Source organism: Sphingobacterium sp. JUb56 (assembly GCF_014191365.1).
Taxonomy (GTDB): Bacteria; Bacteroidota; Bacteroidia; order Sphingobacteriales; family Sphingobacteriaceae; genus Sphingobacterium; species Sphingobacterium anhuiense.
This window is the reverse complement of record NZ_JACHWL010000001.1, coordinates 3,909,801-3,934,711: the sequence shown is the minus strand read 5'-3', so window position 1 is coordinate 3,934,711 and position 24,911 is coordinate 3,909,801. Positions and strand designations below refer to the sequence as shown.

Sequence of the window (24,911 nt, the reverse complement as noted above, 5' to 3'; positions counted from 1 at the left end):
TATATCAAAAAGCAACCCATAGTAGCAAAAGGGCTATGAGGTGAAGAAAGTAAATAAGGGCACACGGGGGATGCCTAGGCTCTCAGAGGCGATGAAGGACGTGATAAGCTGCGATAAGCTTCGGGGATTAGCAAATGTGAGTTTGATCCGAAGATTTCCGAATGGGGCAACCTAGCATACTGAAGGTATGTTGTAAAATACGCGAACGCGCTGAACTGAAACATCTAAGTAGGCGTAGGAGAAGAAAATAATAATGATTTCCCAAGTAGTGGCGAGCGAACGGGAAAGAGCCCAAACCAATAATGTTACGGCATTGTTGGGGTTGTAGGGCTGCGATGTGGCATTAGCAAACAGAAGTGGAATGGGATGGGAAGCCCAGCGATACACGGTGATAGCCCTGTACACGTATAGAATGCTAGCCTAGCAGTACCCTGAGTACCGCGGGGTCGGAGACGCCCTGTGGGAATCTGTCAGCACCATCTGATAAGGCTAAATACTCCTGAGAGACCGATAGTGAACTAGTACCGTGAGGGAAAGGTGAAAAGAACCTCGAACAGAGGAGTGAAAAGAACCTGAAACCGTGTGCTTACAAGCGGTCGGAGCTGGCAGGTCCAGTGACGGCGTGCCTTTTGCATAATGAGCCTACGAGTTACTCTTGTCTGGCAAGGTTAAGTGGTTCAGCCACGCAGCCGAAGCGAAAGCGAGTCTTAATAGGGCGCATAGTCAGATGAGGTAGACGCGAAACCTTGTGATCTACCCTTGGGCAGGTTGAAGTTGCAGTAACATGTAATGGAGGACCGAACCGATAAACGTTGAAAAGTTTCCGGATGACCTGAGGGTAGGGGTGAAAGGCTAATCAAACTGGGAAATAGCTCGTACTCCCCGAAATGTTTTTAGGAACAGCGTCGGCATCGAGTCTTATAGAGGTAGAGCTACCGATTGGGTGCGGGGGAGTCAAATCCTACCAAATCCAGACGAACTCCGAATGCTATAAGATATGGCCGGCAGTGAGGCTTTGGGTGCTAAGGTCCAAGGCCGAGAGGGAAAGAACCCAGACCATCAGCTAAGGTCCCTAAATATACGCTAAGTTGAACTAACGAGGTCCGACTGCACAGACAGCTAGGATGTTGGCTTGGAAGCAGCCATTCATTTAAAGAGTGCGTAACAGCTCACTAGTCGAGCGGTCGGGCGTGGATAATAAACGGGCATCAAGTGTATTACCGAAGCTATGGATTCATGCATTTAGTGCATGTCTGGTAGGGGAGCATTCTATTTACGGAGAAGCGGTCTGGTAATGGGCCGTGGAGTTGATAGAAAAGCAAATGTAGGCATAAGTAACGATAAGGCGGGTGAGAAACCCGCCCACCGAAAGACTAAGGTTTCCTGATCAACGCTAATCGGATCAGGGTTAGTCGGGGCCTAAGGCGCATCCGAAGGGAGTAAGCCGATGGACAACTGGTTAATATTCCAGTACTTTTTATAACTGCGATGTGGTGACGGAGTAGTGACACTGCCGCGAACTGACGGAATAGTTCGTTAAAAGGCGTAGGTATAGGGACGGTAGGCAAATCCGCCGACCCTGCTGAAACCCAATAGTACAGCAAAGCTTCGGCGGCGCTGATAGAGCAGGTAAACAGACTTCCAAGAAAACCCGCTAAGCTTCAGGTTATAAAAACCCGTACCGTAAACCGACACAGGTAGTCGAGGAGAGAATCCTAAGGTGCTCGAGTGAATCATGGCTAAGGAACTCGGCAAAATGGCCCTGTAACTTCGGGAGAAGGGGCGCTTCCTCCAGCGATGGAGAAGCCGCAGTGAAAAGGCCCAGGCGACTGTTTAACAAAAACATATGGCTTTGCAAAATCGAAAGATGAAGTATAAGGCCTGACACCTGCCCGGTGCTGGAAGGTTAAGAGGGGATGTCATCGCAAGAGAAGCATTGAATCGAAGCCCCAGTAAACGGCGGCCGTAACTATAACGGTCCTAAGGTAGCGAAATTCCTTGTCGGGTAAGTTCCGACCTGCACGAATGGTGTAACGATCTGGGCGCTGTCTCAGCCATGAGCTCGGTGAAATTGTGGTATCGGTGAAGACGCCGATTACCCGCAACGGGACGGAAAGACCCCATGCACCTTCACTATAGCTTAACATTGAAATTGGGTACAGGATGTGTAGGATAGGCGGGAGATGTTGAAGTGGCTTCGCCAGGAGTCATGGAATCAACCTTGAAATACCGCCCTTTCTGTATTCGGTTTCTAACTCGATCATGTCGAGGACATTGTTTGGTGGGTAGTTTGACTGGGGTGGTCGCCTCCAAAAAGGTAACGGAGGCTTTCAAAGGTAAGCTCAGTACGCTTGGTAACCGTACGAGGAGTGCAATGGCATAAGCTTGCTTGACTGTGAGACCAACAAGTCGAACAGGGTCGAAAGACGGACATAGTGATCCGGTGGTTCTGTATGGAAGGGCCATCGCTCAAAGGATAAAAGGTACGCTGGGGATAACAGGCTGATCTCCCCCAAGAGCTCATATCGACGGGGAGGTTTGGCACCTCGATGTCGGCTCGTCACATCCTGGGGCTGGAGAAGGTCCCAAGGGTTGGGCTGTTCGCCCATTAAAGTGGCACGCGAGCTGGGTTCAGAACGTCGCGAGACAGTTCGGTCCCTATCTGTTGTGGGCGTTGGAAGTTTGAGTGGATCTGTCCTTAGTACGAGAGGACCGGGATGGACTGACCGCTGGTAAACCAGTTATGCCGCCAGGTGTACGGCTGGGTAGCTACGTCGGGAATAGATAAGCGCTGAAAGCATCTAAGTGCGAAACTAGCCACGAGATGAGACTTCCTTATAGGGCCGTAGTAGACTACTACGTTGATAGGTTGCAGGTGTAAAGGTAGAAATACCATAGCTGAGCAATACTAATCACCCGAAGCTTTCTCAAGCAACGCAAACACTGTTGTCTTCCTCTTTTAGTTTTTCTTTCAATTGTCTATAGATAATGCTTTTTATAGAGCATATATCACATAAAAACATTTTAGGTGCCTATATCGGCGGTGTCTACCTCTTCCCATTCCGAACAGAGAAGTCAAGCCCGCCAGAGCCGATGGTATTGCCGTAACAGGTGGGAGAGTAGGTCGGTGCCTTTTTTTATACAGAAGCCTTTGCTATACAGCAGAGGCTTTTTTGTGTTTTTACCTTTTTATACCTGAGCTATTCTTACTTTAAGCTTCATTTAAATCCTAAATTTGTTCTATATTTGAGATGCTTTTATTTCAGCAACAATGTCACATATAACAATTATAGAATTAGCGGAACGTTTAGGTCTATCCAAGTCTACAGTATCACGGGCTTTCCGCGATGGTAATGATATCAATCCAAATACAAAAGCACGTATTTTAAAAATGGCTGATGAATTAGGCTTTTCACCTAATATGTATGCGAGCAATTTAAGAGCTAATAAAAGCAGTACCATCGCTATTATAATACCTGAATTTGGAAATAAATTTTTTAGTCAGGCGATTAAAGGAATTGAATTGGTTGCCCGTTCAAAAAATTACCATACTTTAATTTATGTAACAGACCACCGCGTGGATAAAGAAGCTTCTATTATACGATCGTTGATCAACGGACGAGTAGATGGGGTTATTATGTCTGCTTCTGGTGAAGGCCATGATCATAGCCATCTTCAGGTACTAAAAGATAATAATATACCGGTTGTTTTCTTTGATAGAACTTATGATGATGTGAATACCAGCTATGTAACTGGAAACGATTTTGAAGCAAGTTTTGCTGCTACAGAGCATTTAATAGAGAACGACTGTAGACGAATTGCTTATTTAGTAATTAATCAAAATGTCTCTATTGGTAAGGTACGTATGGCGGGTTATCAGGCTGCTTTGGAAAAATATAAAATTCCTTTTGATGCTAATTTGGTGCTTGATACCGTGAATGAATCAGAAGGTAATATGGAAGACATTAAGAATTTGTATAAAATACAGAAACCTGATGGTTTATTTGCTTCCGTTGAACGTTTGGCTATTTCGGCAATGCGTGTTGCCAAAGATCAAGGAATTAATATTCCTTCTGAATTAAAGTTGATCTGCTTTTCATGTTTAGATATTGCAGATCTTCTAGAACCTGGATTAAGTGTTGTTAAACAACCCGCTTATGAAATGGGAAAAACTGCTACAGAATATCTGTGTCAACTGATTGCTAAACCGATTAGCTTCTCTAATCAAGAAGTAACTTATCTGGAATCTTCTCTAATTTTTCAGAAATCTAGTAAAAAAAATCATTAAAAAGTTTGGATTTAAGCCTTTAGCTTTTTATCTTAGATAAATATTGGGAACGTTCCCAGTATAGGATTACCAATTGTAAAGGGATTTTAGCTTTGAATTCATAGTATATTTTTAGCGTACAAGATGCTTTAATGCATCATTATGGGAACGTTCCCATAAATTATATTGCCAATTGTAAGGAGTTATGAGACATTATTTTATCTGTATATTTTTTAGTATATCGGTTATTTTTTTTAGTTGTAAAAAAAGTAATCCTGCCACTATAGCGATAGAAAGTGAAGTGTCTCCTAGTGATATTGGTTTAGTCACAACGAATAAGCTGTTTAATTACTGGGATGAGTCCATTACATTTATGTTTGATGTAAATAAGGGGAATCGGGCACTGGTATCGGCAGATGGACCATTGTTTTTACATATTGGGCTAATTACTGCTATAAGTAAAGATGAAAATGATTGGAAAGAGGTTGCTACGGATTGGACAAAAAATGATGATGCCTTTAAGCTAAGCCGTCAATCTGATGGACGGTATAGCATCACGTTAAAACCGAGTGAAGTTTTTAAAGGAATTGCTGGAACTGACGTGATTAAAATTGCGTTAGTAGTACGCAATGGTTCAGGAACAAAAATTCAGAGGAATAGAGATGGGTCTGATATTTATGTAGATGTTGCTACAAAAGGGGAAGTTCATCTTTCATTTTTAAAACCTAGCACACAGCCTACTTATATTTTAACATCGGAAAAAGAAGCTTATTTATTGAATGAAGAGCTCGCTATCGAAGTTTTTTCTACGGTAGCGGGCAAACTTTCACTACGTATTGATGAAGTTGAACAGGAAACTGTAAGCAATTCATCGCAGCACACATTTAAATGTAAGTTTGGAACTTTAGGTGTACATCTTATTACTGCTCGCATAGAAGTTAATGGAAATAGCTACGAGAAGAAGTTACGGATATTCGTTAATGATAAGCCTGAAATTGCAGCACTTCCTATCGGCGTCAATAAGAACGGTGTAACGATCGACAAGGAAAAGAAAACAGTGAGTTTCGCGTTAACTGCTCCTGGAAAATCAACTATTTTTCTATTAGGTAGTTTTAATAATTTTCAGGCAGAATCAAAGTATGTCTTGAAACAGACGCCTGATGGAAGTGCATGGTGGTTAACAGTAGCAGATTTGGATTTTTCAAAAAAGTATACCTATCAATTTCTAATTGATGGTCAGTTAAGAATAGGGGATCCTTACAGCAAGTTAGTATTGGACCCAATCTATGATAGCAATTTAGGAAGTTCGGTCGCTGAGTTGCCAGCATATCCGATACAGCAGACTACAGGTCAGGTGAGTGTATTGGAATTGAATGGTACGGACTATCCTTGGAAAGTTCAAAACTTTAACAAACCAAATGCTTATGATTTAGTGATTTATGAATTGCTTACACGTGATTTTTCAAAACAGCATAATTTTAATGCGATACGCGATTCCATTCCATATTTAAAGCGTCTAGGTATTAATGCCGTCGAACTGATGCCTGTTCAGGAAAGTGAAGCCAATTCTACTTGGGGTTACAATCCTTCTTATCATTTAGCCGTGGATAAATATTATGGTCGTGCAAATGATTTAAAAAGTCTCATCGATAATCTTCACCAGTCAGGAATTGCGGTGATCTTAGATGTGGTACTTAATCATGCATTCGGACAATCACCTCTCGCTCAACTGTATTTTGAAGGGCAAACGACGAGCTCTAACAATGTTTGGTTTAATATGATGCCAAGACATCCTTTTAATGTCGGATATGACTTTAATCATGAAAGCCCTTATACACAAACTTTTGTGAAGGATGTTCTCAAGTATTGGATTACAGAATTTAAGATAGACGGCTTCCGTTTCGATTTATCAAAAGGATTTACACAGAAAAATACGGGTACTGCAGAAACTAACGTTGGGTCTTGGTCTGCTTATGATGCTAGCCGGGTTGCGATCTGGAAAAATTATCATGATTATCTTAAAATTCTTGATCCAAGTTGCTATGTCATTTTAGAACATTTCGGTTCTGATCAAGAGGAACAAGAATTAGCTGCTGAAGGAATGTTACTGTGGAATAATTTAAATGGGAATTTTAATGAAGCGACTATGGGCTATAATAGCGGATCTAAATCGGATTTAAGTAGATTATTTGCGGAATCACATGGTTTTAAGACAGCTAATATGGTGAGCTACATGGAGTCTCATGATGAAGAAAGAATCCAATTTAAGAATGCTCAATATGGTTATGCTGACGGTTCTTATTCTGTTAAGAATCTTGCTAATGCTTTAGATAGGATTCAAGCAGCAGCAACGTTTTTGTTAACTAGTCCTGGTCCAAAAATGATCTGGCAATTTGGTGAATTCGGTTACGATATCTCGATAGATGAAAATGGTCGAACAGGGGAAAAACCATTGAAATGGGATTATTTGTCCAACATTTCTCGTAAGCATTTATTTGAGCACTATGCAAAATTGATCAGGTTGAAAAAATTAAATTCAATTTTTAGAAAAGCAACTTTATTATCGTCCTCACTGCAGGATGGATTGAAATACTATACCATGTCTGATGGAAATCAAACTGTATTTGTTATCGGAAATTTTGACATTGTAACGAGAGCGTTTCACATTACATCAGATTTAGGGGGGAGCTGGTATGATAATATGACTCGATCGAATCTAAATTGGGATCAAAATAGTCAGATTACAATTAAGCCTGGTGGATATTACCTTTTAAGTAAAACTAAATTAATAAACTAAACATATAAAATCAATTACATTATGAGCAAATTTACATTACGTGCTGTAATGACCTTTGGTCTTTTGATGATGCTTTGGATTACTGCTTTTTCACAAAATTCTTCACTTTCTGGTAAAGTGGTGGATGATAAGGGAGAAATTGTGATCGGAGCTACTATTGTAATCAAAGGAAGTCCAATTTCAACAGCAACAAATCAAAACGGGGAGTACACAATTAATCAAGTGCCACTAGGAAAGACGACTGTTACGGTCAATATGATCGGTTACAGTTCTATGGATTTACCGATCCAAATTGTCTCCGGTGCAAATGTGTTGAATTTCAACTTGAATTCAAGTACCAATGATTTAGAAGAAGTAGTTGTGATCGGTTACGGTGTGGCCAAGAAAAAGCAAATTACAGGTTCTATATCAAGTGTCGGTCCAAAGGAATTTAATACTGGAGTAGTGAGTTCGCCTGACCAGTTATTGGCAGGTAAAGTTGCAGGTTTGACGGTGAATAGATCAGGTGGTGACCCTACTGCAGGATCCACTATCCAATTGCGCGGACCATCGTCATTGACTGCTAGTTCTTCACCATTGTATGTGATTGATGGGGTAGTCGGTGCAAACATTGAATTGGTAGCACCAGATGATATCGTATCGATGGATGTTATGAAAGATGCTTCGTCCACTGCAATTTATGGGTCACGTGCTGCAAATGGAGTTATTTTCGTGACGACAAAACGCGGTAAAGCAGGTAAGCCTGTCTTATCTTATAGTGGTTATGCTGCTATTGAAAGAGTTGCAAATCGTGTCAATGTGTTAAGTGCAGCTGAGCACAAGCAATTTGTTGCAGACAATGGTTTGACTGTAGCTGCCTCTGAGACTGGTTTTGATACTGATTGGCAAGATGAAATAACTCGGACTGGGGTTTCTCATAATCACAATCTCTCGCTAACAGGTGGTTCTGAAGGAACTCGCTATAATGCTTCTGTAAATTACTTTAATAACCAAGGTATTGTGAAAAGAAGTGATTTAGAAAGGGTCGTAGCGCGGGTTGGAATTGATCAAAATGCTTTTGATGATCGCTTGAAATTAGCGCTTAATGTTGCGAATAGTATGAACAAATCCAATCATGTAGACTACGGGATTTTTAATGGGGCAGCTCGTTATCTGCCTACTTCACCGGTTCGTTCTGATGATGTTGCTTATGCACCATATAATGGTTATTTCCAAGTACCTGGAAGAACAAACTATTTCAATCCTGTAGCCATGTTAAATCAACGCGATGAAGAGCGAAATAACAATACTTTGCTAGCTAGTTTAAAAGCGGATCTGACGATCTTCAAGGGATTGACCTGGACTAACGTGATATCGTATCAGCAAAATCAATTTGATAAAAAATACTATATGCATCGTACAGACTTTGATTCGAAAGCATTGGGAAGAGGATTTGCTGAACGTTCAAACTTGAAAAATATAGATAAGATTTTTGAGTCTTATGTTAATTATAATGTCACTAAGAATCTTCATTCTTTTGATGCAATGGCTGGTTATTCGTATCAGAAAACTAAAAATAATGATGGTGTTGTTGCTTCTTCTGTCGGTTTTATGTCTGACGATCTAGGAGGCAATAACCTTAATTTAGGAACCTTGCCAGATGGTTATAATCCTTATAGTACATATCCTTATATTTTAGAATCTTTATTGATTTCGGTTTATGGTCGTGTGGGATATAATTATGATGAAAAATATTTGTTAAGTGCATCTGTACGTCGTGACGGTTCATCAAAATTTGGAAAAAATAATAGATGGGCAACATTTCCTTCAATTTCCGGAGCTTGGAGAATAAGTAGGGAAAGTTTCATGCAAGACCAAGATTTATTTAGTGAATTAAAGTTACGTATGGGGTATGGTGTTTCAGGAAATCAAAATATAGATCCATATCGACAGATCATTATTTTCGGTCCTCAAAATGGTCAATTTCTATATAATGGTAATTGGATGAATGCCTATGGCGTTAACCAAAATGAAAACCCTGATTTAAAATGGGAAAGTACATCAATGTTTAATGCTGGATTGGATTTTGAATTATGGAGAGGGCGTTTTGGAGGTACCATTGAATATTATAATAAAGAAACTAAGGATTTATTGTATGAGTACGACGTTCCTTCGCCACCTTATCAGTTCAATCGTTTATTAGCTAATGGAGCAAGCATGAGTAATAAAGGTGTTGAGATCACTTTAAATGCCGTCGTTTATCGCAATAGTGATTTTTCATATAATACAACTGTCAACTTCGCCCGTAATATCAATAAGGTTGGTTCATTAGCTTCTAATATCGAAAATATTGGCGTATCGCAGCGTTATGAAGGAAGTATTGGTCTTGACGGCTGGACCGGTCAAACGGCAGCAATTGTTTTACCAGGTCATGCATTAGGAACATTCTATGTTGCTAATTATATGGGCTACGATGAAGTTGCGAAGAAAACGATTTATCAAAAACCAACAGGTGAACTTGTCACACAGGATCAGATTTCGGCACCAGATGATTATATGGTCATGGGGCAGGCGCTTCCTAAATTTACTTATGGATGGAATAATAGTTTTCAATATAAAAACTGGGACTTAAACTTCTTCTTACGTGGTATGTATGGCAATCAAATTTTTAATGCTACCCGTGCCGATTTAAGCCGTCTTCAACAAGCAAATGTGACGAATATTTCTAAAGATGCAGTTGAAGAAGGCATCTTTGAAACGCCACTAATTGCTTCTAGCAGATTTATTGAAGATGGTTCATTTTTAAGACTAGATAATGCAACATTGGGTTATACATTTAGTACCAAAGAATCTAAATATTTAAAAAATGCTCGGTTATATGTATCTGGACAAAATTTATTTACGATAACCAAATATTCGGGTGTAGACCCAGAGGTAAGTTTAGGTGGTTTAGCACCTGGTGTTGATAATAGAAATTATTATCCGAAAACAAGATCTTTCTTGTTAGGTGTGAAATTAACTTTTTAACCCTTATTCACAATTAGTTATGAAAAAGAGATTCAGTAAAATTCATTTATTCTTATTTGCCGGGTTACTGGTTGCAGGACAGTCTTGTACCAAATTTGACGATAAGATGTATTCAGCATATACAGAAGATACATTTCCCAAGACTCCAGAACAATTTATCGCCTTAACAGGGCCTGTATATACCAGTGCAAGAGGTTATTTTGATAATTATTTTAGTCTGCAAACAGCGGGATCTGATGAAGTTATTATCCCAACAAGAGGAGGAGATTGGTTTGATGGTGGAAAATGGCGGGACATGCATTACCATACTTGGTCAGCGTCACATGAAGTTGTTCAAAATAATTGGGATTGGGGTTTCAATGCAATAGGTACTTGTAACCGTGTGCTTAGTATTTTAGAACAAGCTCCAGAATCAACTACAAAAGCACAGACAATTTCTGAAATAAAAGCCATGCGCGCTTGGTATTATTTTATGATGATGGATGCTTACGGAAACATTCCGCTAGTTACCAGCTTTGATACAGGAACAGAGTTACCGGCAACTACAGCTCGGGCAGAAGTCTATAAATTCATTGTAAAAGATTTAGAAGATAATCTAGCAAATTTAAGTGAAGAAAAAACAGAAGCTACTTATGGTCGACCAACAAAATGGTTTGCACATACCTTATTAGCAAAACTGTACTTAAATGCACAGGTTTATAGTGGCACTGCAAATTGGAATAAGGTGGTTGAACATAGCAATGCTGTAATTAATTCGGGGAAATATGCGCTAGAAAATGATTTTTTGACGCAATTTAAACCTGATAATGGCGCTTCAAATCCTGAACCAATATTTTCAATTCCTTATGATGCTTCCCGTGCTACAGGGAATACTTTATTCAACCGTGTACTACATTATGCACATCGTCAAACCTTTGAATTGAGCATTAATCCGTGGAATGGATGGAGTGCACAACCGGCCTATTTTGACTTGTTTGAAAATGCGGATAATCGTAAAAAACAATGGTTATATGGTCAACAGTATAATTCTACGGGTCAACCTCTGAATTATAACGGACTTAATGTCGTCTTAGATCCATATAATTATAAATTAATACCTGGATCTGATTTTGACATTGGAGGAGCGGATGATGGAGGACGTTTAGCAGGTGCACGTTGTATTAAATACTATCCGGATAAGAACCAGATTAGTAATAATGCCGGCAATGATGTGGTTGTATTCCGCCTAGCAGACGTGTTGCTGATGAAAGCCGAAGCTGTTTTAAGAGGAGCTACAGCAGCAAGTGTTTCCCAAGCTGTTGATGCAGCTAATCAGGTCCGTAAACGTGCATTTCCAGTTAATCCGGAGAAACATTTTACGGCTAGCACATTAACTTTGGACGCTATTTATAAAGAACGTGCCTTAGAATTTACGTTTGAATTGACCAGAAGAACAGATATGATTCGTTTTGGTAGATGGGAAGATGCTCAGTTATTTAAACCAGCAAATGCTGGAGAAACTTACAAACGTCTATTTCCTATTCCCGCAAGAGCAAGAGCTAATAATAATAAATTGGATCAAAATCCTGGTTATTAATCTTTAAATGAATAGAAATTATGAAAATGTCTAATATATTTCGATTACTATTAGTTTTATTTGTTGGTATTACTTCCCTTTTGTTCTCTTGTAAGAAAGTGGAGCACGGTACGGACGTTCCAATATTGTCGATTAACGAAAGTACAGTTTCGACCATTCAAGTCGGGAAAAAATTAAAAGTTAGTTTTATTGCTAATCAGGTTACGGATTTTACATTCTCTATTGTACCCGTAAGTGCAGGCGAAGCTTTGATCACAGAAAATATTACTGTTGATCCCAATACATTTATTTTATCAAAAGAATTTGATATTCCTAATCAAGCATCATGGATAGGAGAGGCTTTACTCAAAATCAGTTATAATTCTTCAGGACAGATTATTGAAAAAACAAGACCAATTACTTTCACAGAGAGTAATCCACAAATGTTTCTTGTTGGAGGCTCAGTTGCCGCTGGTTGGGAACCAACTTTAGCGCTTCCGATGAGTTTGTACGATAAAGAAAGTAAAACTAAGTTTGAGATTTATGAGTACGTTACCGTAGATGGTTCTGGATTTAAATTTTTACCGACTAATGTTGACTGGACAGATGCTTTTGGTAAAGGAGCAACAGACGGAACATTATTACAAAGCGGTGATGCTGGAAATATTACTGTTTCTTCGAATGATTTTTATAGAATTCGGATGGATGCTGAAGCTAAAACCTATGAAGTGTCAAAATCAACCTGGGGCGTTATCGGTAGTGCAACTCCTAAAGGTTGGGATAGTGATACAGATTTAACTTTTGTAGGTAGCAAGGGAGTATATACCTGGAAAGTAACAGTAAACCTGGTTGCGGGTGAATTAAAATTCCGAATGGACGATGATTGGGCTGTGAATATCGGAGGCGACTTATCCGCTCTACAACAAGATGGTGCCAATATAGCAATTGCTACTGCTGGTAAATACGATATTGAACTGTCACGAACAGCTTCAGGTTATTCTGCAAAAATTTCTAAAAACTAATTTAATAGGGAGCATGAGGCTCCCTATTTCTTCAAACTTTTTTTGAACGATGATACGTTTATTGTTAAGTGGTGTTTTTATGCTACTTCAGCTTTTTTATGCCTTCTCTCAAGGTAAATTTTCTATACAAAGAGTCGAACCTTTGCATTGGTGGGTTGGTATGAAATCTTCTGATTTGCAGTTGATTATTTATGGAAAAGGCATTGGGAAGAGTACTGTTAAAATCAAGAAGCAAGGCTTAACCTTAGTCAAAACTAATCCGGTTGAAAATTCCGATTATTTATTTCTAGATCTATCGGTTGACTCCGACGCAACTGCTGGCTTTTATCCAATTGAATTTTATGAAAATAATAAGCTATTAGGAAGCTATAAATATGAATTAAAAAATAGAGAAACATCTTCTGTGAAAGCTCAGGGTGTCCATGCCGAAGATTTGATCTACTTAATCATGCCAGATCGCTTTGCCAATGGAAACACAAAGAATGATCAAACAAAAGGTTTACGGGAGATTCAGGTAAACCGTGATTCCATGTATGCTCGTCATGGTGGTGATATAGATGGAGTTATTCAACACTTAGATTATCTAGCTGATCTAGGAGTTACTTCTGTGTGGTTAACACCAGTACTGACCAATGATATGCCCCAGGCTTCCTATCATGGTTATGCAAATACAGAAAACTATCATATTGATCCACGATTGGGAACCAATGAAACCTACCGTAAACTTGGGGAGGAACTACACAAACGAAATATGAAATTGGTGCATGATGTCGTTCCGAATCACGTAGGACTGTATCATTGGACCGTAATTGACAAGCCTTTTAAAGACTGGTTGCATGAATGGCCAAGTTTTACACAAACCACTTATAAAGATCAGACTATTTTCGATCCTTATGCTTCCGTTGCAGATCGCGAGCGAATGGAAAAAGGATGGTTTGTAGAGACGATGCCCGACATGAATCAAGAAAATGAATATGTTCAGAAGTATATTCTACAGAGTCATATTTGGTGGATTGAGTATGCAGGTATTGATGGTTTTCGTATAGATACCTATCCATACAACGATTTGGATTTTATGGCTAAATGGACAGCGGCAATTCAAAATGAATATCCTCAGTTTTCATTCTTTGGTGAAACATGGGTACAGTCTGTACCGAATCAAGCTTATTTCTTAGGAGGACAACGTGTTGGCCAGTCGATCGATACGAAGCTTGATGGTGTCACTGATTTTCAATTAAATTATGCTATCGCAGATGCATTGAATAATGAAAAGGATGGTGCAAATAGATTGTATGCAACTTTAGGATCGGATTATCAATATCCTAATCCATTAGCGAATGTAATATTTTTAGATAATCATGACAAGGACCGTTTTTTCTCTGTGGTTGGAGAGGACATAGAGAAATATAAAGCGGCATTCTCTTGGTTGCTGACATCTCGTGGTATACCACAGATGTATTATGGTGCAGAGGTATTGATGAAGAATTTTAATAGACCTGATGGCTTACTACGTGAAGATTTTAAAGGTGGATTTGCGGGTGATACTGTTAATAAATTTAATGCTTCAGGCCGATCTGATGCAGAAAATGAACTGTTCGATCATATTAAAAAGTTAGCGAATTATCGTAAGAATAATACGGTGCTACAATATGGAGCAACACAGCATTATGTACCGGAACATAATGTGTATGCATATTTCAGATCTCACGAAAACCAAGTGGTATCTGTTTTTATGAACTGTAATGACAAGGAGGTTAAATTACCCTTAGCTCGATTTAGGGAGAGTATGAAAGAAGCAACGCGAATGAAAAATATTTTAACAGATATTGATCAAGAAATACCATTGGAAATTACATTAAAACCTCATCAAACAGTGGTGTTTGAATTAAAAAAATAAAAAATGAAAAGTGCATTGGACCTTTTGAAGGAAATTAAGGGAGTAATTTTTGATCTCGACGGTGTTTTGGTGGATACTGCGGTATTTCATTTTCAAGCTTGGAAAAGACTTGCTCAGGAATTGGGATTTGATTTTACAGAGATTGAAAATGAACAATTAAAAGGTGTAAGTAGAATTGCTTCACTAGAGAAAATTTTAAACTGGGCTGGAGTTGATGCTTCTGAAAGTGAAAAAATAGAAATGGCAGAACGGAAAAATCGCTGGTATTTAGATTTAGTTGAGCAAATGAAAGCAGATGAAATTCTACCTGGATCTCTTGAACTGTTGCATTGGTTAAAGAAAAATGGATATCAGGTTGCATTAGGGTCTGCGAGTAAAAATGCACCGCTTATCCTCGAGAAAACGGGTATGATTTCTTTTTTTGATGTCCTTGTTGATGGTAATAGTGTGAGTCTTTCTAAACCTAATCCAGAGGTTTTTTTAAAAGCTGCCCGTGATCTTAAGTTACTTCCTGAAGTATGTCTGGTGTTTGAAGATGCACAGGCCGGGGTAGATGCTGCAAGGGCTGCAGGAATGAGCGTGATTGGTATCGGTTCAAACTTGAATGGAACCGATTTGTCAATCAGCAGTTTGGAAGAAGTTTTAAATTAATTAGTTGATTTTGCAATGAAAAATTACATCGTCCACGATGAGTGGAATATCATAGAAGAAGGGTTTCAGCCCGCATATAATGAAGTCTCAGAAAGTATATTTTCTATTGGAAATGGAAGAATGGGACAACGAGCAAATTTTGAAGAAGACTATAGCGGTAAATCATTATCAGGATCATATTTGGCTGGAGTTTATTATCCTGATAAAACCCGCGTTGGTTGGTGGAAAAATGGTTATCCTGAATATTTTGCGAAGGTTATTAACGCTATCAATTGGATTGGTCTTCATATCGAAGTGAATGGTGAGGTTTTGGATCTCGCAAAATGTGATGTATATAGTTTTCAACGAAAACTGGATATGAAGCATGGATTATTAATTCGATCTTTTGACGCTAGACTTCAAAATGGTATGGAGATTCGTGTAAAGAGCACGCGGATATTTCATCTTTTTCAGTCTGAAACAGCATCTTTAAAATATACTATCCAAGTTCTGAATCAAAAAGCTTCTTTACAGGTGGAGTCTTATTTGGAAGGAGATGTCGTGAATAGAGACAGTAACTATGATGAACATTTTTGGAATTTTATTTCAAGTGGTACATCAGATTCACAGTTAAATGTGACGATGAAAACGAAGAAAACAGATTTCATAGTCCGTGCTGATTTGTTTAATAACTTTACTTTAAATAATAAAACTCTGGAATCCAAACCTTCAAAAGAAGGTGCATATGTTTCTGAAAGTGTAGCAATTTCTGTAGAGCCAGGTGATATATTCTCTGTAGAAAAACGTGTTTCAATGGTTACTTCTCAAAATTATAGTGAAACTGAATTAGTTGTGACGGGAAAAGCAAATATCGAAAAAATTTCTGCCATAACATTTGATGAATTACAACATAATCAGGCGTTGGCCTGGGGAAATTTCTGGAATGAAAGTGATATTGAGATCACTGCAGATGTTGCCGCACAGCAAGCTATTCGTTTTAATATATTCCAATTATACCAAACTTATACTGGCGAAGATTCCAGACTTAATATTGGTCCAAAAGGATTTACGGGAGAAAAGTATGGTGGTGTGACCTATTGGGATACAGAGGCTTATTGTGTTCCTTTTTACCTTGCTACGCAACCCTCGGCTATTGCCCGCAATTTATTGCTGTATCGCTATCAGCATCTGGATAAGGCGATTGAGAATGCCGCAAAACTTGGTTTTTCAAAGGGAGCGGCTTTATATCCTATGGTTACAATGAATGGAGAAGAGTGTCATAACGAATGGGAGATTACTTTTGAAGAGATCCACCGTAATGGCGCAATTGCTTTTGCCATCTATAATTATCAGCGCTATACCGGTGATTGGTCATATGTCGAAAATTATGGGCTTGAAGTATTGATTGCTATCAGTCGTTTCTGGGCACAACGTGTCAACTGGAGTGCGGAGAAGGATAAATATGTTATACTGGGAGTTACTGGTCCTAATGAATATGAAAACAATGTCAATAATAACTGGTATACCAATACTATTGCTAGCTGGTGTTTAAAGTATACGCTGGAATCCATACAAACGTTAAAAGATAGTGATCATATCAAACTAAAGGTCTTATTTGAAAAAGTTGCTTTTAAGCAAGAAGAAGCCGTTGCATGGCAGCATATCATGGATCATTTATATTATCCGATCGATACTGAAAGCGGGATATTTTTACAACAGGATGGTTATTTAGATAAAGAGCAAGTCTTAGTTGCTGATTTGCCTGATACAGAGCGACCGATCAATCAAAAGTGGAGCTGGGACCGTATTTTGAGATCATGTTTTATAAAACAAGCAGATGTACTTCAAGGCTTATATTTCTTTGAAGATCAATATGATTTAGATACGATAAGAAAGAACTATGATTTTTATGAACCGCGAACTGTTCATGAAAGTTCACTGTCACCCTGTGTTCACGCTATTTTAGCTTCAAAATTGGGTAATGAGGCTAAAGCATATGAATTTTACCTTAGAACAGCCCGTTTAGATCTGGATGATTATAACAATGACACCGAAGATGGATTACACATCACATCGATGGCCGGAACCTGGATGTCTATCGTCGAAGGTTTTGCAGGGATGCGGGTGAAAAACAATACATTGATTTTTCAAACTTTCATTCCTAAAACTTGGGAAAGTTATGCTTTTCATGTTCAGTTTAGGGGGGTGAAATTATTTGTGAAAATAAAACATCATGATTTTGAACTGATCAATAAGTCTAATCAAGAAATTAATATTATTTTTAACGGAGAGGCAATCTCTGTTAAGCCAAGTGCATAACCAGCTAAGCAATAAAATTATGATTTCAAAACTGCATAAACCAAAACTGTCAACTGTTCAGATTATCAATATGAGCATAGGCTTTTTGGGTATCCAAACAGGGTTTGCTCTTCAAAATGGTAATGCCTCGCGCATTCTCCAGACATTTGGAGCTGATGTTGAGCATTTATCACTTTTTTGGTTGGCAGCTCCGATCACCGGAATGATCGTTCAGCCCATAATAGGCTATTATAGTGATCGGACATGGAATAAAATTGGACGTCGCAAACCTTATTTTTTGATCGGTGCTATTTTAACTGCAATCGCACTGATATTAATGCCTAATGCTGCATTGTTTACGGCTATTTTACCTCCGTTATTAGTAGGGGCGGGAATGTTGACCATTATGGATGCATCAATTAATGTTACGATGGAACCATTTAGGGCGTTGGTTGCAGATAATTTACCGAGTTCACAACGGAGTTTAGGATTTTCTGTTCAAACCTTTATTATCGGATTTGGGGCAGTAATAGGATCTTGGTTACCGTATGTGTTAACTCATTATTTTGGAGTGGAAGGAACAGCTGCAGAAGGGGTAATTCCTCTCAATGTAATATATTCCTTTTATTTTGGGGCAGGTATATTGCTGTTATCCATTTTATGGACAGTTTTATCGACAAAGGAGTATAATCCGACGGAATTAGCTTCTTTTGAAGATGCATCTCAAGAAGTTGAAGTTGAGCATCGTTCTGGCTTATTTGCTATTGCTGCAGATTTTAGATCCATGCCAAAGACGATGAAACAATTGGGTGTCGTACAGTTTTTTTCATGGTTCGCACTTTTTATGATGTGGGTGTATACTACTCCCGCAATCGCAGAACATATCTTTTATTTAAAGGGGGGGGATAAATCGAAGCTTTACATGGATGCAGCCAATTGGGTAGGAGTGCTTTTTGGTATTTATAATGCCGTTTCGGCAATCTATGCTTTGTTTTTAGCTAAGATAGCAACTAAATTTGGGCGCAAGCAGACACATGCTTTTTCACTTGCTATGGGAGGTCTAGGATTGATGTCCATATTTATAATTAAAGATCCCAATCTCTTAATTATTCCTATGATTGGGGTAGGACTGGCTTGGGGAAGTATATTAGCAATGCCATATGCTATTTTGAGTGACAGTTTGCCGGCAAAAAAAATGGGGGTTTATATGGGAATTTTTAATTTCTTCATCACATTTCCTCAGATTGTCTGTGGTTTTTTTGGAGGTTATATGATCAAGATATTCTTTGATAGTAATTCTGTTTACGGAATATTATTAGCAGGTGTCTTTATGCTACTTGGTTCATTATCTGTATTGCGCATTAAAGATAAAATTTAAGATATAATATGGATAAAAAAAAGCTTCTCTATTGAGAAGCTTTTTTTGTTCAAATTGAAAGATATTTTTTAATTTAGAGCTTATCTGTATAAATGCATTCATATGTTTAGCACTCGAATTACTTATATTCTTTTTCTTTTTTCTTTTATTTTTCTATCAAAATTAAAGGCCCAAACTGATGACCGGACATTAGATGATGGGGTGATTCGTATACTGGCTATTGGTAATAGTTTTTCAGAAGATGCTATTGAAAACAATTTGTTTGAACTGGCAAATGCTCGGGGGAAAAAAATTGTGATCGGTAATTTATATATAGGAGGAGCACCCTTGGAGCTACATGTTAAAAATGCTTTGGGAGATAGTAGTGCCTATAGCTATCGAAAAGTAGATGAATCCGGAGCGAAGAGCGTACATGAGCATATGAAAATATCGGCTGCGCTTTTAGATGAACCATGGGATTATATCAGTTTTCAACAGGCAAGCCCTCTATCGGGAAAATATGACACTTATGCAAAGGATTTACCTTTGCTATATGCTTATGTAAAGGAGCATGTCAAGTATCCGGAAACTAAGTATATTCTACATCAAACATGGGCTTATCAACATGATAGTGATCATAGTGGATTTAGTTTATATGAACGCAATCAAGAGCAAATGTATAAAGCTATTGTATCGACATCTGAAAAGGTATATAAATGGGGGAATTTTTCAATTTTGATTCCTTGTGGAACTGCAATACAAAATGCTAGAACGACTTATGTCGGAGACCATTTTACACGGGATGGCTATCATCTTAATTTAAATTATGGTAGATTTATTGCAGCCTGTGTTTGGTATGAAGCCCTATTTAAGGAAGATGTTCGGAATAATGCGTTTGTACCGCTTTCAATAAGTTATGTTGAAAGTAAAATAGCAAAGCAAGCCGCTCATCATGCTATTATACATCCATATAATATAACGCTTCTCAAGGATTATACTTTTTGGACTTATTGATATCTTATCGATGAAACAGAAAAGGCAAAGATTTTTATTTAGACACATCTATTTGGTCATATTATTCGTGATTCTTGCATCCGATGTGATTTATGCACAACGTTTTGAACATATTGTGGACTATCAGGTAAATTTTGCCAATGTTTCTTACAAAGGAAAGCAGTATGTTGGTATTCGAAGTTTTCAGGACCAAGGTCAGAACTACGTGTTGTCAGTAGATCCAATAACATTGGAGACATACGTGTTGAATCGTAATGCTTGTAAAATTGTAGCCGTTACTTCCATTGAGAAGGTACCATATTTTGATTCATCTTTGTATATGAAGAGCTTTAAACATGTTCGAAGTAATGAACAGGTGCTTCAAGATGCTGGAATTGATTTTCCCTTTCCAAAAGAGCGGGGCATTAATCTGACTATTGATTTATGCCCATCGCATAAGCCATTGGATAAAATTGTTTTTGAGACTCTATTTGTTGCTTTTAAAGGTGTTGAAAATTCGCTTCCAGTTGCTATTTCTCTTTCGGGGAAATGGATTTTGAATCATGAAACGGACCTACAATGGCTCATTAATTTACAAAATAAAGGGTTGTTAACGATAACATGGATCAATCATACTTATAATCATAAAGTGAATAAGGATCCTTTAAATCATAATTTTTTATTAGCCACAGGCACTGATGTAAATTATGAAGTTATAGCCAATGAGAAGTTGATGCTTTCTAAAGGAATAGTTCCGTCCGTCTTTTTTAGATTTCCAGGTCTTGTTTCGAGTAATAAAATTATTGAACAGGTATTAAGTTTTGGTTTGATACCAGTAGGATCAGATGCGTGGCTTGCGAAGGGACAGCATGCAAAAGACGGCAGTATCGTTTTAATTCATGCCAATGGAAATGAAGAGATAGGTGTACAAGATTTTATTCAATTATTGAAGAGTGAACAAAGTAATATTAAGAGTAAACACTGGATTTTACATGACTTGCATGAAGGTTTCCAGTATTAACATTTATTTTTAAAATAGATTAAGCAAATTATTTTTGTATTTAAAATAAGGTTATGAGTATTAAAAAGAGTTTTCTGATTGAATTAGAAAGAGAGACAAGTAATACAGGTCGTGTTTTGGATCGCATTACAGATGAACATCTGGATTGGCGTCCACACGAAAAATCGATGAGTTTAGGCGCATTGGCAGCACATGTTGTGGAATTGCATAATTGGGTTTCTAAAGCTATTCCGAAGGATGTCTTCGATTTTAAAACTGATTATCAACCTTTAAAAATTAATTCCATTGACGAATTAAAAGATATTCTAATCAAAGGTTTAATTGCAAATAAGGAAACTATTGAACAATTGCCTGAAGAGGACTGGTTAAAAGAATGGGTGTTAAAAGCTGGTGACTGGGAAATGGCACGATTGCCCAAGGCTGGAGCCGTGCGCTATATCATTACCAATCACTTGATCCATCACAGAGGTCAGTTGACTGTTTACTTGAGATTATTGAATATTCCAGTACCAGGACTTTATGGTCCTTCTGCTGATGAATAAACCTGAAGAGAATCGAAGCCAAAAGCTTCGGTTTTTTTTATGGTTTTACTTCATAGCTTATCTACCAAATTAATTTTGAACGGATGAGAAGTTATATCAAATTTGCGTATAATAATACATTATTATGCTTGTTTTATCTATCCACATGTCTAATTGAAAAACCTAAATTAGTGGTTTTAATACCTATATTATTATAATATAAAACTCCAATTATTGTTAAGTGCCCTGTTGGCTTTACCTTAACACGTTTTTATTCATGATATGAAAAAGTACATTATAACCACATGTTTTTTAATCAGCACTGTTTTGCTATCGTTGGGGCAAGATAAAAGTGATTTTAAAGTCTTTAATGATAAGAAATTTACAACTCTGAAAAAAGGAGTAAGTGACAAAGAAATAAATGCCATATCTTCAGAGGTAATTCGAGCTGTTGCCAAACAGCTGAAAAGTAAGACATATCCTGTGCATGAGCGTATTCGAAAATATGAAAGCTACCAAGATCCCCATATTTTAGCCAATCGACTGAAAATAGGTGCATATTCGCAGTTTGAAAATCCGACGGGTATTTACTTTGATCAGAATGACGAAATAATTGCCTGGGTCGGAGATGTTAACGGTAATTCTATTTCTTTGGATATTGTGAACTGGGATGATAAAGATTTCAGTAAAGAGACTTACAAATTAAAACCTGGACTTAATATTCTCAAATCTCATTCAAAAGGTAATAGTTACATCAATTATTATACGAAAGAAGCAAAGCTTGCTAATAAAATTGAGGTACATATTCTTTCAGGGCACATCAATGGTGTTTTTCAAGTTGCTAACGATGATAATAAAAAATGGGACCAATTGTTAGCAAACGCTTACGGACCTATTTTAGATATCGTTGGAAAAAAAACACAGTTAGCTTATTCTGTCGCTTCTTTAAAAAAGTATGCTCCATCACAGGGGACTCAACTTATTCAGTTGTATGATTCTATTATCACTATCCAACATGAATTAATGGGTCTTGTTAAGTATAATAAAGTTCCCCGTAATCATATGTTCGGTCGTGTAATATGGGATGGATTTATGCACGCAGATGAATTGGGGGCCGCATTTCACGATGAAACGATGCCCTGGGTGGCTCATATTCCAACCTTACAGAAGGATTGTTGGGGAGTTGCTCATGAGTTTGGACATGTTAATCAGGTACGGCCTAATATGACTTGGCCGGGTACAACGGAAACGACAAATAATATCTATTCCGTTTGGACACGTTATCTTTTTAATAGAAAGGATGTTAAATTAGAACGCGAAGCTTTAAAGGATTATGATGAACATAAAGTTGGGGGGCGTATCACGACTTATATGGAATCTGCATTTGTGCACAAACAACCTTGGATGACACAAGCTGGGCATGATCGTATGAAACGGGAGAATGACAGAGGGTTTGCCGGCGATCATTTTGGCACTTTAGTCCCACTTTGGCAGTTACAACTTTACATAGCTGTTGTAGGAGAAGGTGAAAAGTGGGGTAATAAAGATTTTTACGCAGATATCTTTATGAAGGCAATTAATGATCCCATAATTGATGCAAAGGAGAACAGTTACTATCAGCTAAGCTTTATTAAAAATGCATGTGATGCTGCTAAATTGGATCTGACAGATTTCTTTGAACATTCTGGTATGTTGACAACAATGGATATGATGGTAGATGATTATACACCCGGACGTATGACGATTACTGAAATGGATGTTCGTGAGGTTAAATCTTATGCATCTCAATATAATAAACCGACCACTCCTGTTATGCATTACTTAACAGCGAATTCCATTGATATTTTTAAGGGAAAGCAACCTGTTCGTGGAACTAAAAATAGTGGGATCGAAAAACAGATAGGAAAGATTGTAATTGATAATACAAAGTGGGAAAATGCTGTAGCATTTGAAACGTACGCAGGTGAAAAATTGCTGAAAGTCGCATTTCGTGGTGCAGGTTCTGTTGATGATATTAAAACTACAGTGGTTCAGACACCCGAAGGCTATACCAGAGTGGTTGCAGTAGGATGGGATGGACAACGTATAGAAGTGATCTAAAATAAGGTATTTAAATTTTTTTGCCCAAGATCACGATCTCACCATGGTCCAGATTTTTTAACATAACGTGTCACAGATATTTCTTTATAAAGTCGAGCAACATCTTAAAGGGACTTGCTGTGACTCTACTGGTATTTCAAGATTAACTTAACTAATATGAAGCTGATTTTTTTGATAATCAGCTGTCAATTTTTACTTATATCTATGATGAATTTAGATAGACGTTTTTTTATAAAAAGCTTAGGCTTGCTTGGGGGTGCATCTTTCGTACAGAACGTAAATGCTAATGAATTAGAACTAGCAGAAACTGCTTTTAAATTTGCCGCACTTCCTTATCTCCAAAATCTAACAGGGCAGCATATAACTATCTGTTGCGTTTTGAGTAGCCCAGGTATAGCCTGGGTTGACATACTAAAGGACGATGGTACATTGTCCCATAAAATCTATGAAGTAGTAGATGGTATACGTAACGCCCGTGCTGAAGTTTTTAAATTTAAGGTACCACATCAAGGAGCAGATTTTAAGTACCGTGTGGGGGCCAAAGGACCGGGTGGTCTTGAAATCAGTTCTGAAGTGATAAATACAAAGCTACCTATAGATAACAAGTCAACCTGCGATGTTTTAATTTTAAATGATATTCATGAAGACAGAAGCAGTTACTCGTATTTATACAATAAGACTGCTCTGAATCATAAAGATTTGGTCATTATTAATGGTGATTCGTTTCATTATATTATGAAACAGAGCGATGTAACGGATAAAATGCTAGATCCTATAGCTAAAGCTTTTGCTTCGCAGGTTCCTTTTGTTATGGTGAAAGGAAATCACGATAATAGAGGATCATTTATACGTCATTTGAAAAATTATTATGATTTACCTAACAATAAGTTTTATCAGGCTTTTACCGTAGGCCCTGTTCTTTGGATTATTTTAGACGGGGGTGAGGATAAGGAAGATGAACATGAAGCTTTAAGAGGTGAATACGAATTTGATAATTACAGATTAGAGCAACGTGCTTGGTTAACGGGGATCATGCAATCAAAAATGCGTAAAAAAGCTAAACATATCATTGTTGTCAATCATTTTCCATTTTTTCATTCCGATGAATATCACGGAACCGTACATAACAGGACAAGTTTTCATGATATTTTAGAAAAGTACAAAGTTGATGCAGTGATCGGTGGACATTCACATGAATTTGGTTTTTATCCCCCTGATGCCAATCATAATTATCATGTTATCATTGGAGGTGGGCCTGAAAAGGATAACCGTACGATGATTGAAGTAGCTGCTATAGGTCAGAAATTAGTTGTTAATTTAAGACGAGAGAATGGTGAACTTGTCAACGCATTGCAAAAAGGTTAATAATGCATGCAACCGTTACGGTAATTAAAGTTTATTCTTTTTTGGTAAGGTGATAAAGGATTATTTTGTAAATTCAATGATA

The 24,911-nt window shown here is 37.8% G+C and carries 14 protein-coding genes and 2 rRNA genes; all 16 read left to right on the top strand.

Annotated elements, in window-relative coordinates; genetic code table 11:
* The first annotated feature begins 43 nt into the window (after positions 1-43).
* The 16 genes from FHR29_RS16755 to FHR29_RS16680 all read left to right on the top strand — a co-directional run bounded on the left by FHR29_RS16755 (position 44) and on the right by FHR29_RS16680 (position 24,829).
* A 23S ribosomal RNA gene (locus FHR29_RS16755) occupies positions 44-2,931 on the top strand.
* A 93-nt stretch (positions 2,932-3,024) separates the two neighbouring features.
* Positions 3,025-3,136: ribosomal RNA gene (rrf, locus tag FHR29_RS16750) — 5S ribosomal RNA — on the top strand.
* 135 nt (positions 3,137-3,271) lie between these two features.
* The gene (locus FHR29_RS16745; RefSeq protein ID WP_021187795.1) at positions 3,272-4,288 is read left to right on the top strand and encodes a LacI family DNA-binding transcriptional regulator; all 1,017 of its coding nucleotides are present in this window, start codon (positions 3,272-3,274) and stop codon (positions 4,286-4,288) included.
* Between the two features lie 184 nt (positions 4,289-4,472).
* Positions 4,473-7,064, top strand: coding sequence for an alpha-amylase family glycosyl hydrolase (locus FHR29_RS16740; protein ID WP_183915892.1), 2,592 nt, complete (start codon positions 4,473-4,475; stop codon positions 7,062-7,064).
* A gap of 21 nt (positions 7,065-7,085) precedes the next feature.
* The gene (locus tag FHR29_RS16735) at positions 7,086-10,070 is read left to right on the top strand and encodes a TonB-dependent receptor (protein ID WP_183915890.1); all 2,985 of its coding nucleotides are present in this window, start codon (positions 7,086-7,088) and stop codon (positions 10,068-10,070) included.
* Positions 10,071-10,089: 19 nt separating this feature from the next.
* A complete protein-coding gene (locus tag FHR29_RS16730) occupies positions 10,090-11,646 on the top strand; it encodes a RagB/SusD family nutrient uptake outer membrane protein (protein WP_132844687.1) in 1,557 nt (518 codons plus the stop codon).
* A gap of 26 nt (positions 11,647-11,672) precedes the next feature.
* Positions 11,673-12,647 (top strand): SusF/SusE family outer membrane protein, encoded by a 975-nt coding sequence (locus tag FHR29_RS16725; protein WP_183915887.1) that lies wholly within the window; start codon positions 11,673-11,675, stop codon positions 12,645-12,647.
* A 49-nt stretch (positions 12,648-12,696) separates the two neighbouring features.
* A complete protein-coding gene (locus FHR29_RS16720; protein WP_183915885.1) occupies positions 12,697-14,544 on the top strand; it encodes a glycoside hydrolase family 13 protein in 1,848 nt (615 codons plus the stop codon).
* Between the two features lie 3 nt (positions 14,545-14,547).
* Positions 14,548-15,195, top strand: a complete 648-nt coding sequence (gene pgmB / locus FHR29_RS16715) for a beta-phosphoglucomutase (RefSeq protein ID WP_021187800.1) — start codon at positions 14,548-14,550, stop codon at positions 15,193-15,195.
* Between the two features lie 15 nt (positions 15,196-15,210).
* Entirely contained in the window at positions 15,211-17,493 is a 2,283-nt protein-coding gene (locus FHR29_RS16710; protein WP_183915883.1) for a family 65 glycosyl hydrolase domain-containing protein, read from the top strand.
* Between the two features lie 19 nt (positions 17,494-17,512).
* Positions 17,513-18,850, top strand: a complete 1,338-nt coding sequence (locus FHR29_RS16705) for an MFS transporter (protein ID WP_132844680.1) — start codon at positions 17,513-17,515, stop codon at positions 18,848-18,850.
* 102 nt (positions 18,851-18,952) lie between these two features.
* Positions 18,953-19,843 carry a DUF4886 domain-containing protein gene (locus tag FHR29_RS16700; RefSeq protein ID WP_132844678.1) on the top strand — a complete coding sequence of 297 codons (891 nt, stop codon included), beginning with the start codon at positions 18,953-18,955 and terminating at the stop codon, positions 19,841-19,843.
* Positions 19,844-19,895: 52 nt separating this feature from the next.
* On the top strand, positions 19,896-20,843 hold the full coding sequence (locus tag FHR29_RS16695) for a polysaccharide deacetylase (RefSeq protein WP_183915881.1): 948 nt from the start codon (positions 19,896-19,898) through the stop codon (positions 20,841-20,843).
* Positions 20,844-20,896: 53 nt separating this feature from the next.
* Positions 20,897-21,385: a DinB family protein gene (locus FHR29_RS16690; protein ID WP_132844667.1), complete on the top strand. Its 489-nt coding sequence runs from the start codon at positions 20,897-20,899 to the stop codon at positions 21,383-21,385.
* Positions 21,386-21,646: 261 nt separating this feature from the next.
* Positions 21,647-23,464: a M60 family metallopeptidase gene (locus tag FHR29_RS16685; RefSeq protein ID WP_183915878.1), complete on the top strand. Its 1,818-nt coding sequence runs from the start codon at positions 21,647-21,649 to the stop codon at positions 23,462-23,464.
* A gap of 204 nt (positions 23,465-23,668) precedes the next feature.
* Positions 23,669-24,829: a metallophosphoesterase gene (locus FHR29_RS16680; RefSeq protein ID WP_183915876.1), complete on the top strand. Its 1,161-nt coding sequence runs from the start codon at positions 23,669-23,671 to the stop codon at positions 24,827-24,829.
* Positions 24,830-24,911: the final 82 nt, after the last annotated feature.

What these genes read in the sequence shown, in the direction of transcription:
- FHR29_RS16745 (WP_021187795.1), top strand. Translation starts at nt 3,272, where the DNA reads ATGTCACATATAACAATTATAGAATTAGCGGAACGTTTAGGTCTATCC.
- pgmB (WP_021187800.1), top strand. Translation starts at nt 14,548, where the DNA reads ATGAAAAGTGCATTGGACCTTTTGAAGGAAATTAAGGGAGTAATTTTT.
- FHR29_RS16735 (WP_183915890.1), top strand. Translation starts at nt 7,086, where the DNA reads ATGAGCAAATTTACATTACGTGCTGTAATGACCTTTGGTCTTTTGATG.
- FHR29_RS16705 (WP_132844680.1), top strand. Translation starts at nt 17,513, where the DNA reads ATGATTTCAAAACTGCATAAACCAAAACTGTCAACTGTTCAGATTATC.
- FHR29_RS16730 (WP_132844687.1), top strand. Translation starts at nt 10,090, where the DNA reads ATGAAAAAGAGATTCAGTAAAATTCATTTATTCTTATTTGCCGGGTTA.
- FHR29_RS16725 (WP_183915887.1), top strand. Translation starts at nt 11,673, where the DNA reads ATGTCTAATATATTTCGATTACTATTAGTTTTATTTGTTGGTATTACT.
- FHR29_RS16700 (WP_132844678.1), top strand. Translation starts at nt 18,953, where the DNA reads ATGTTTAGCACTCGAATTACTTATATTCTTTTTCTTTTTTCTTTTATT.
- FHR29_RS16680 (WP_183915876.1), top strand. Translation starts at nt 23,669, where the DNA reads ATGATGAATTTAGATAGACGTTTTTTTATAAAAAGCTTAGGCTTGCTT.
- FHR29_RS16720 (WP_183915885.1), top strand. Translation starts at nt 12,697, where the DNA reads ATGATACGTTTATTGTTAAGTGGTGTTTTTATGCTACTTCAGCTTTTT.
- FHR29_RS16710 (WP_183915883.1), top strand. Translation starts at nt 15,211, where the DNA reads ATGAAAAATTACATCGTCCACGATGAGTGGAATATCATAGAAGAAGGG.
- FHR29_RS16690 (WP_132844667.1), top strand. Translation starts at nt 20,897, where the DNA reads ATGAGTATTAAAAAGAGTTTTCTGATTGAATTAGAAAGAGAGACAAGT.
- FHR29_RS16685 (WP_183915878.1), top strand. Translation starts at nt 21,647, where the DNA reads ATGAAAAAGTACATTATAACCACATGTTTTTTAATCAGCACTGTTTTG.
- FHR29_RS16740 (WP_183915892.1), top strand. Translation starts at nt 4,473, where the DNA reads ATGAGACATTATTTTATCTGTATATTTTTTAGTATATCGGTTATTTTT.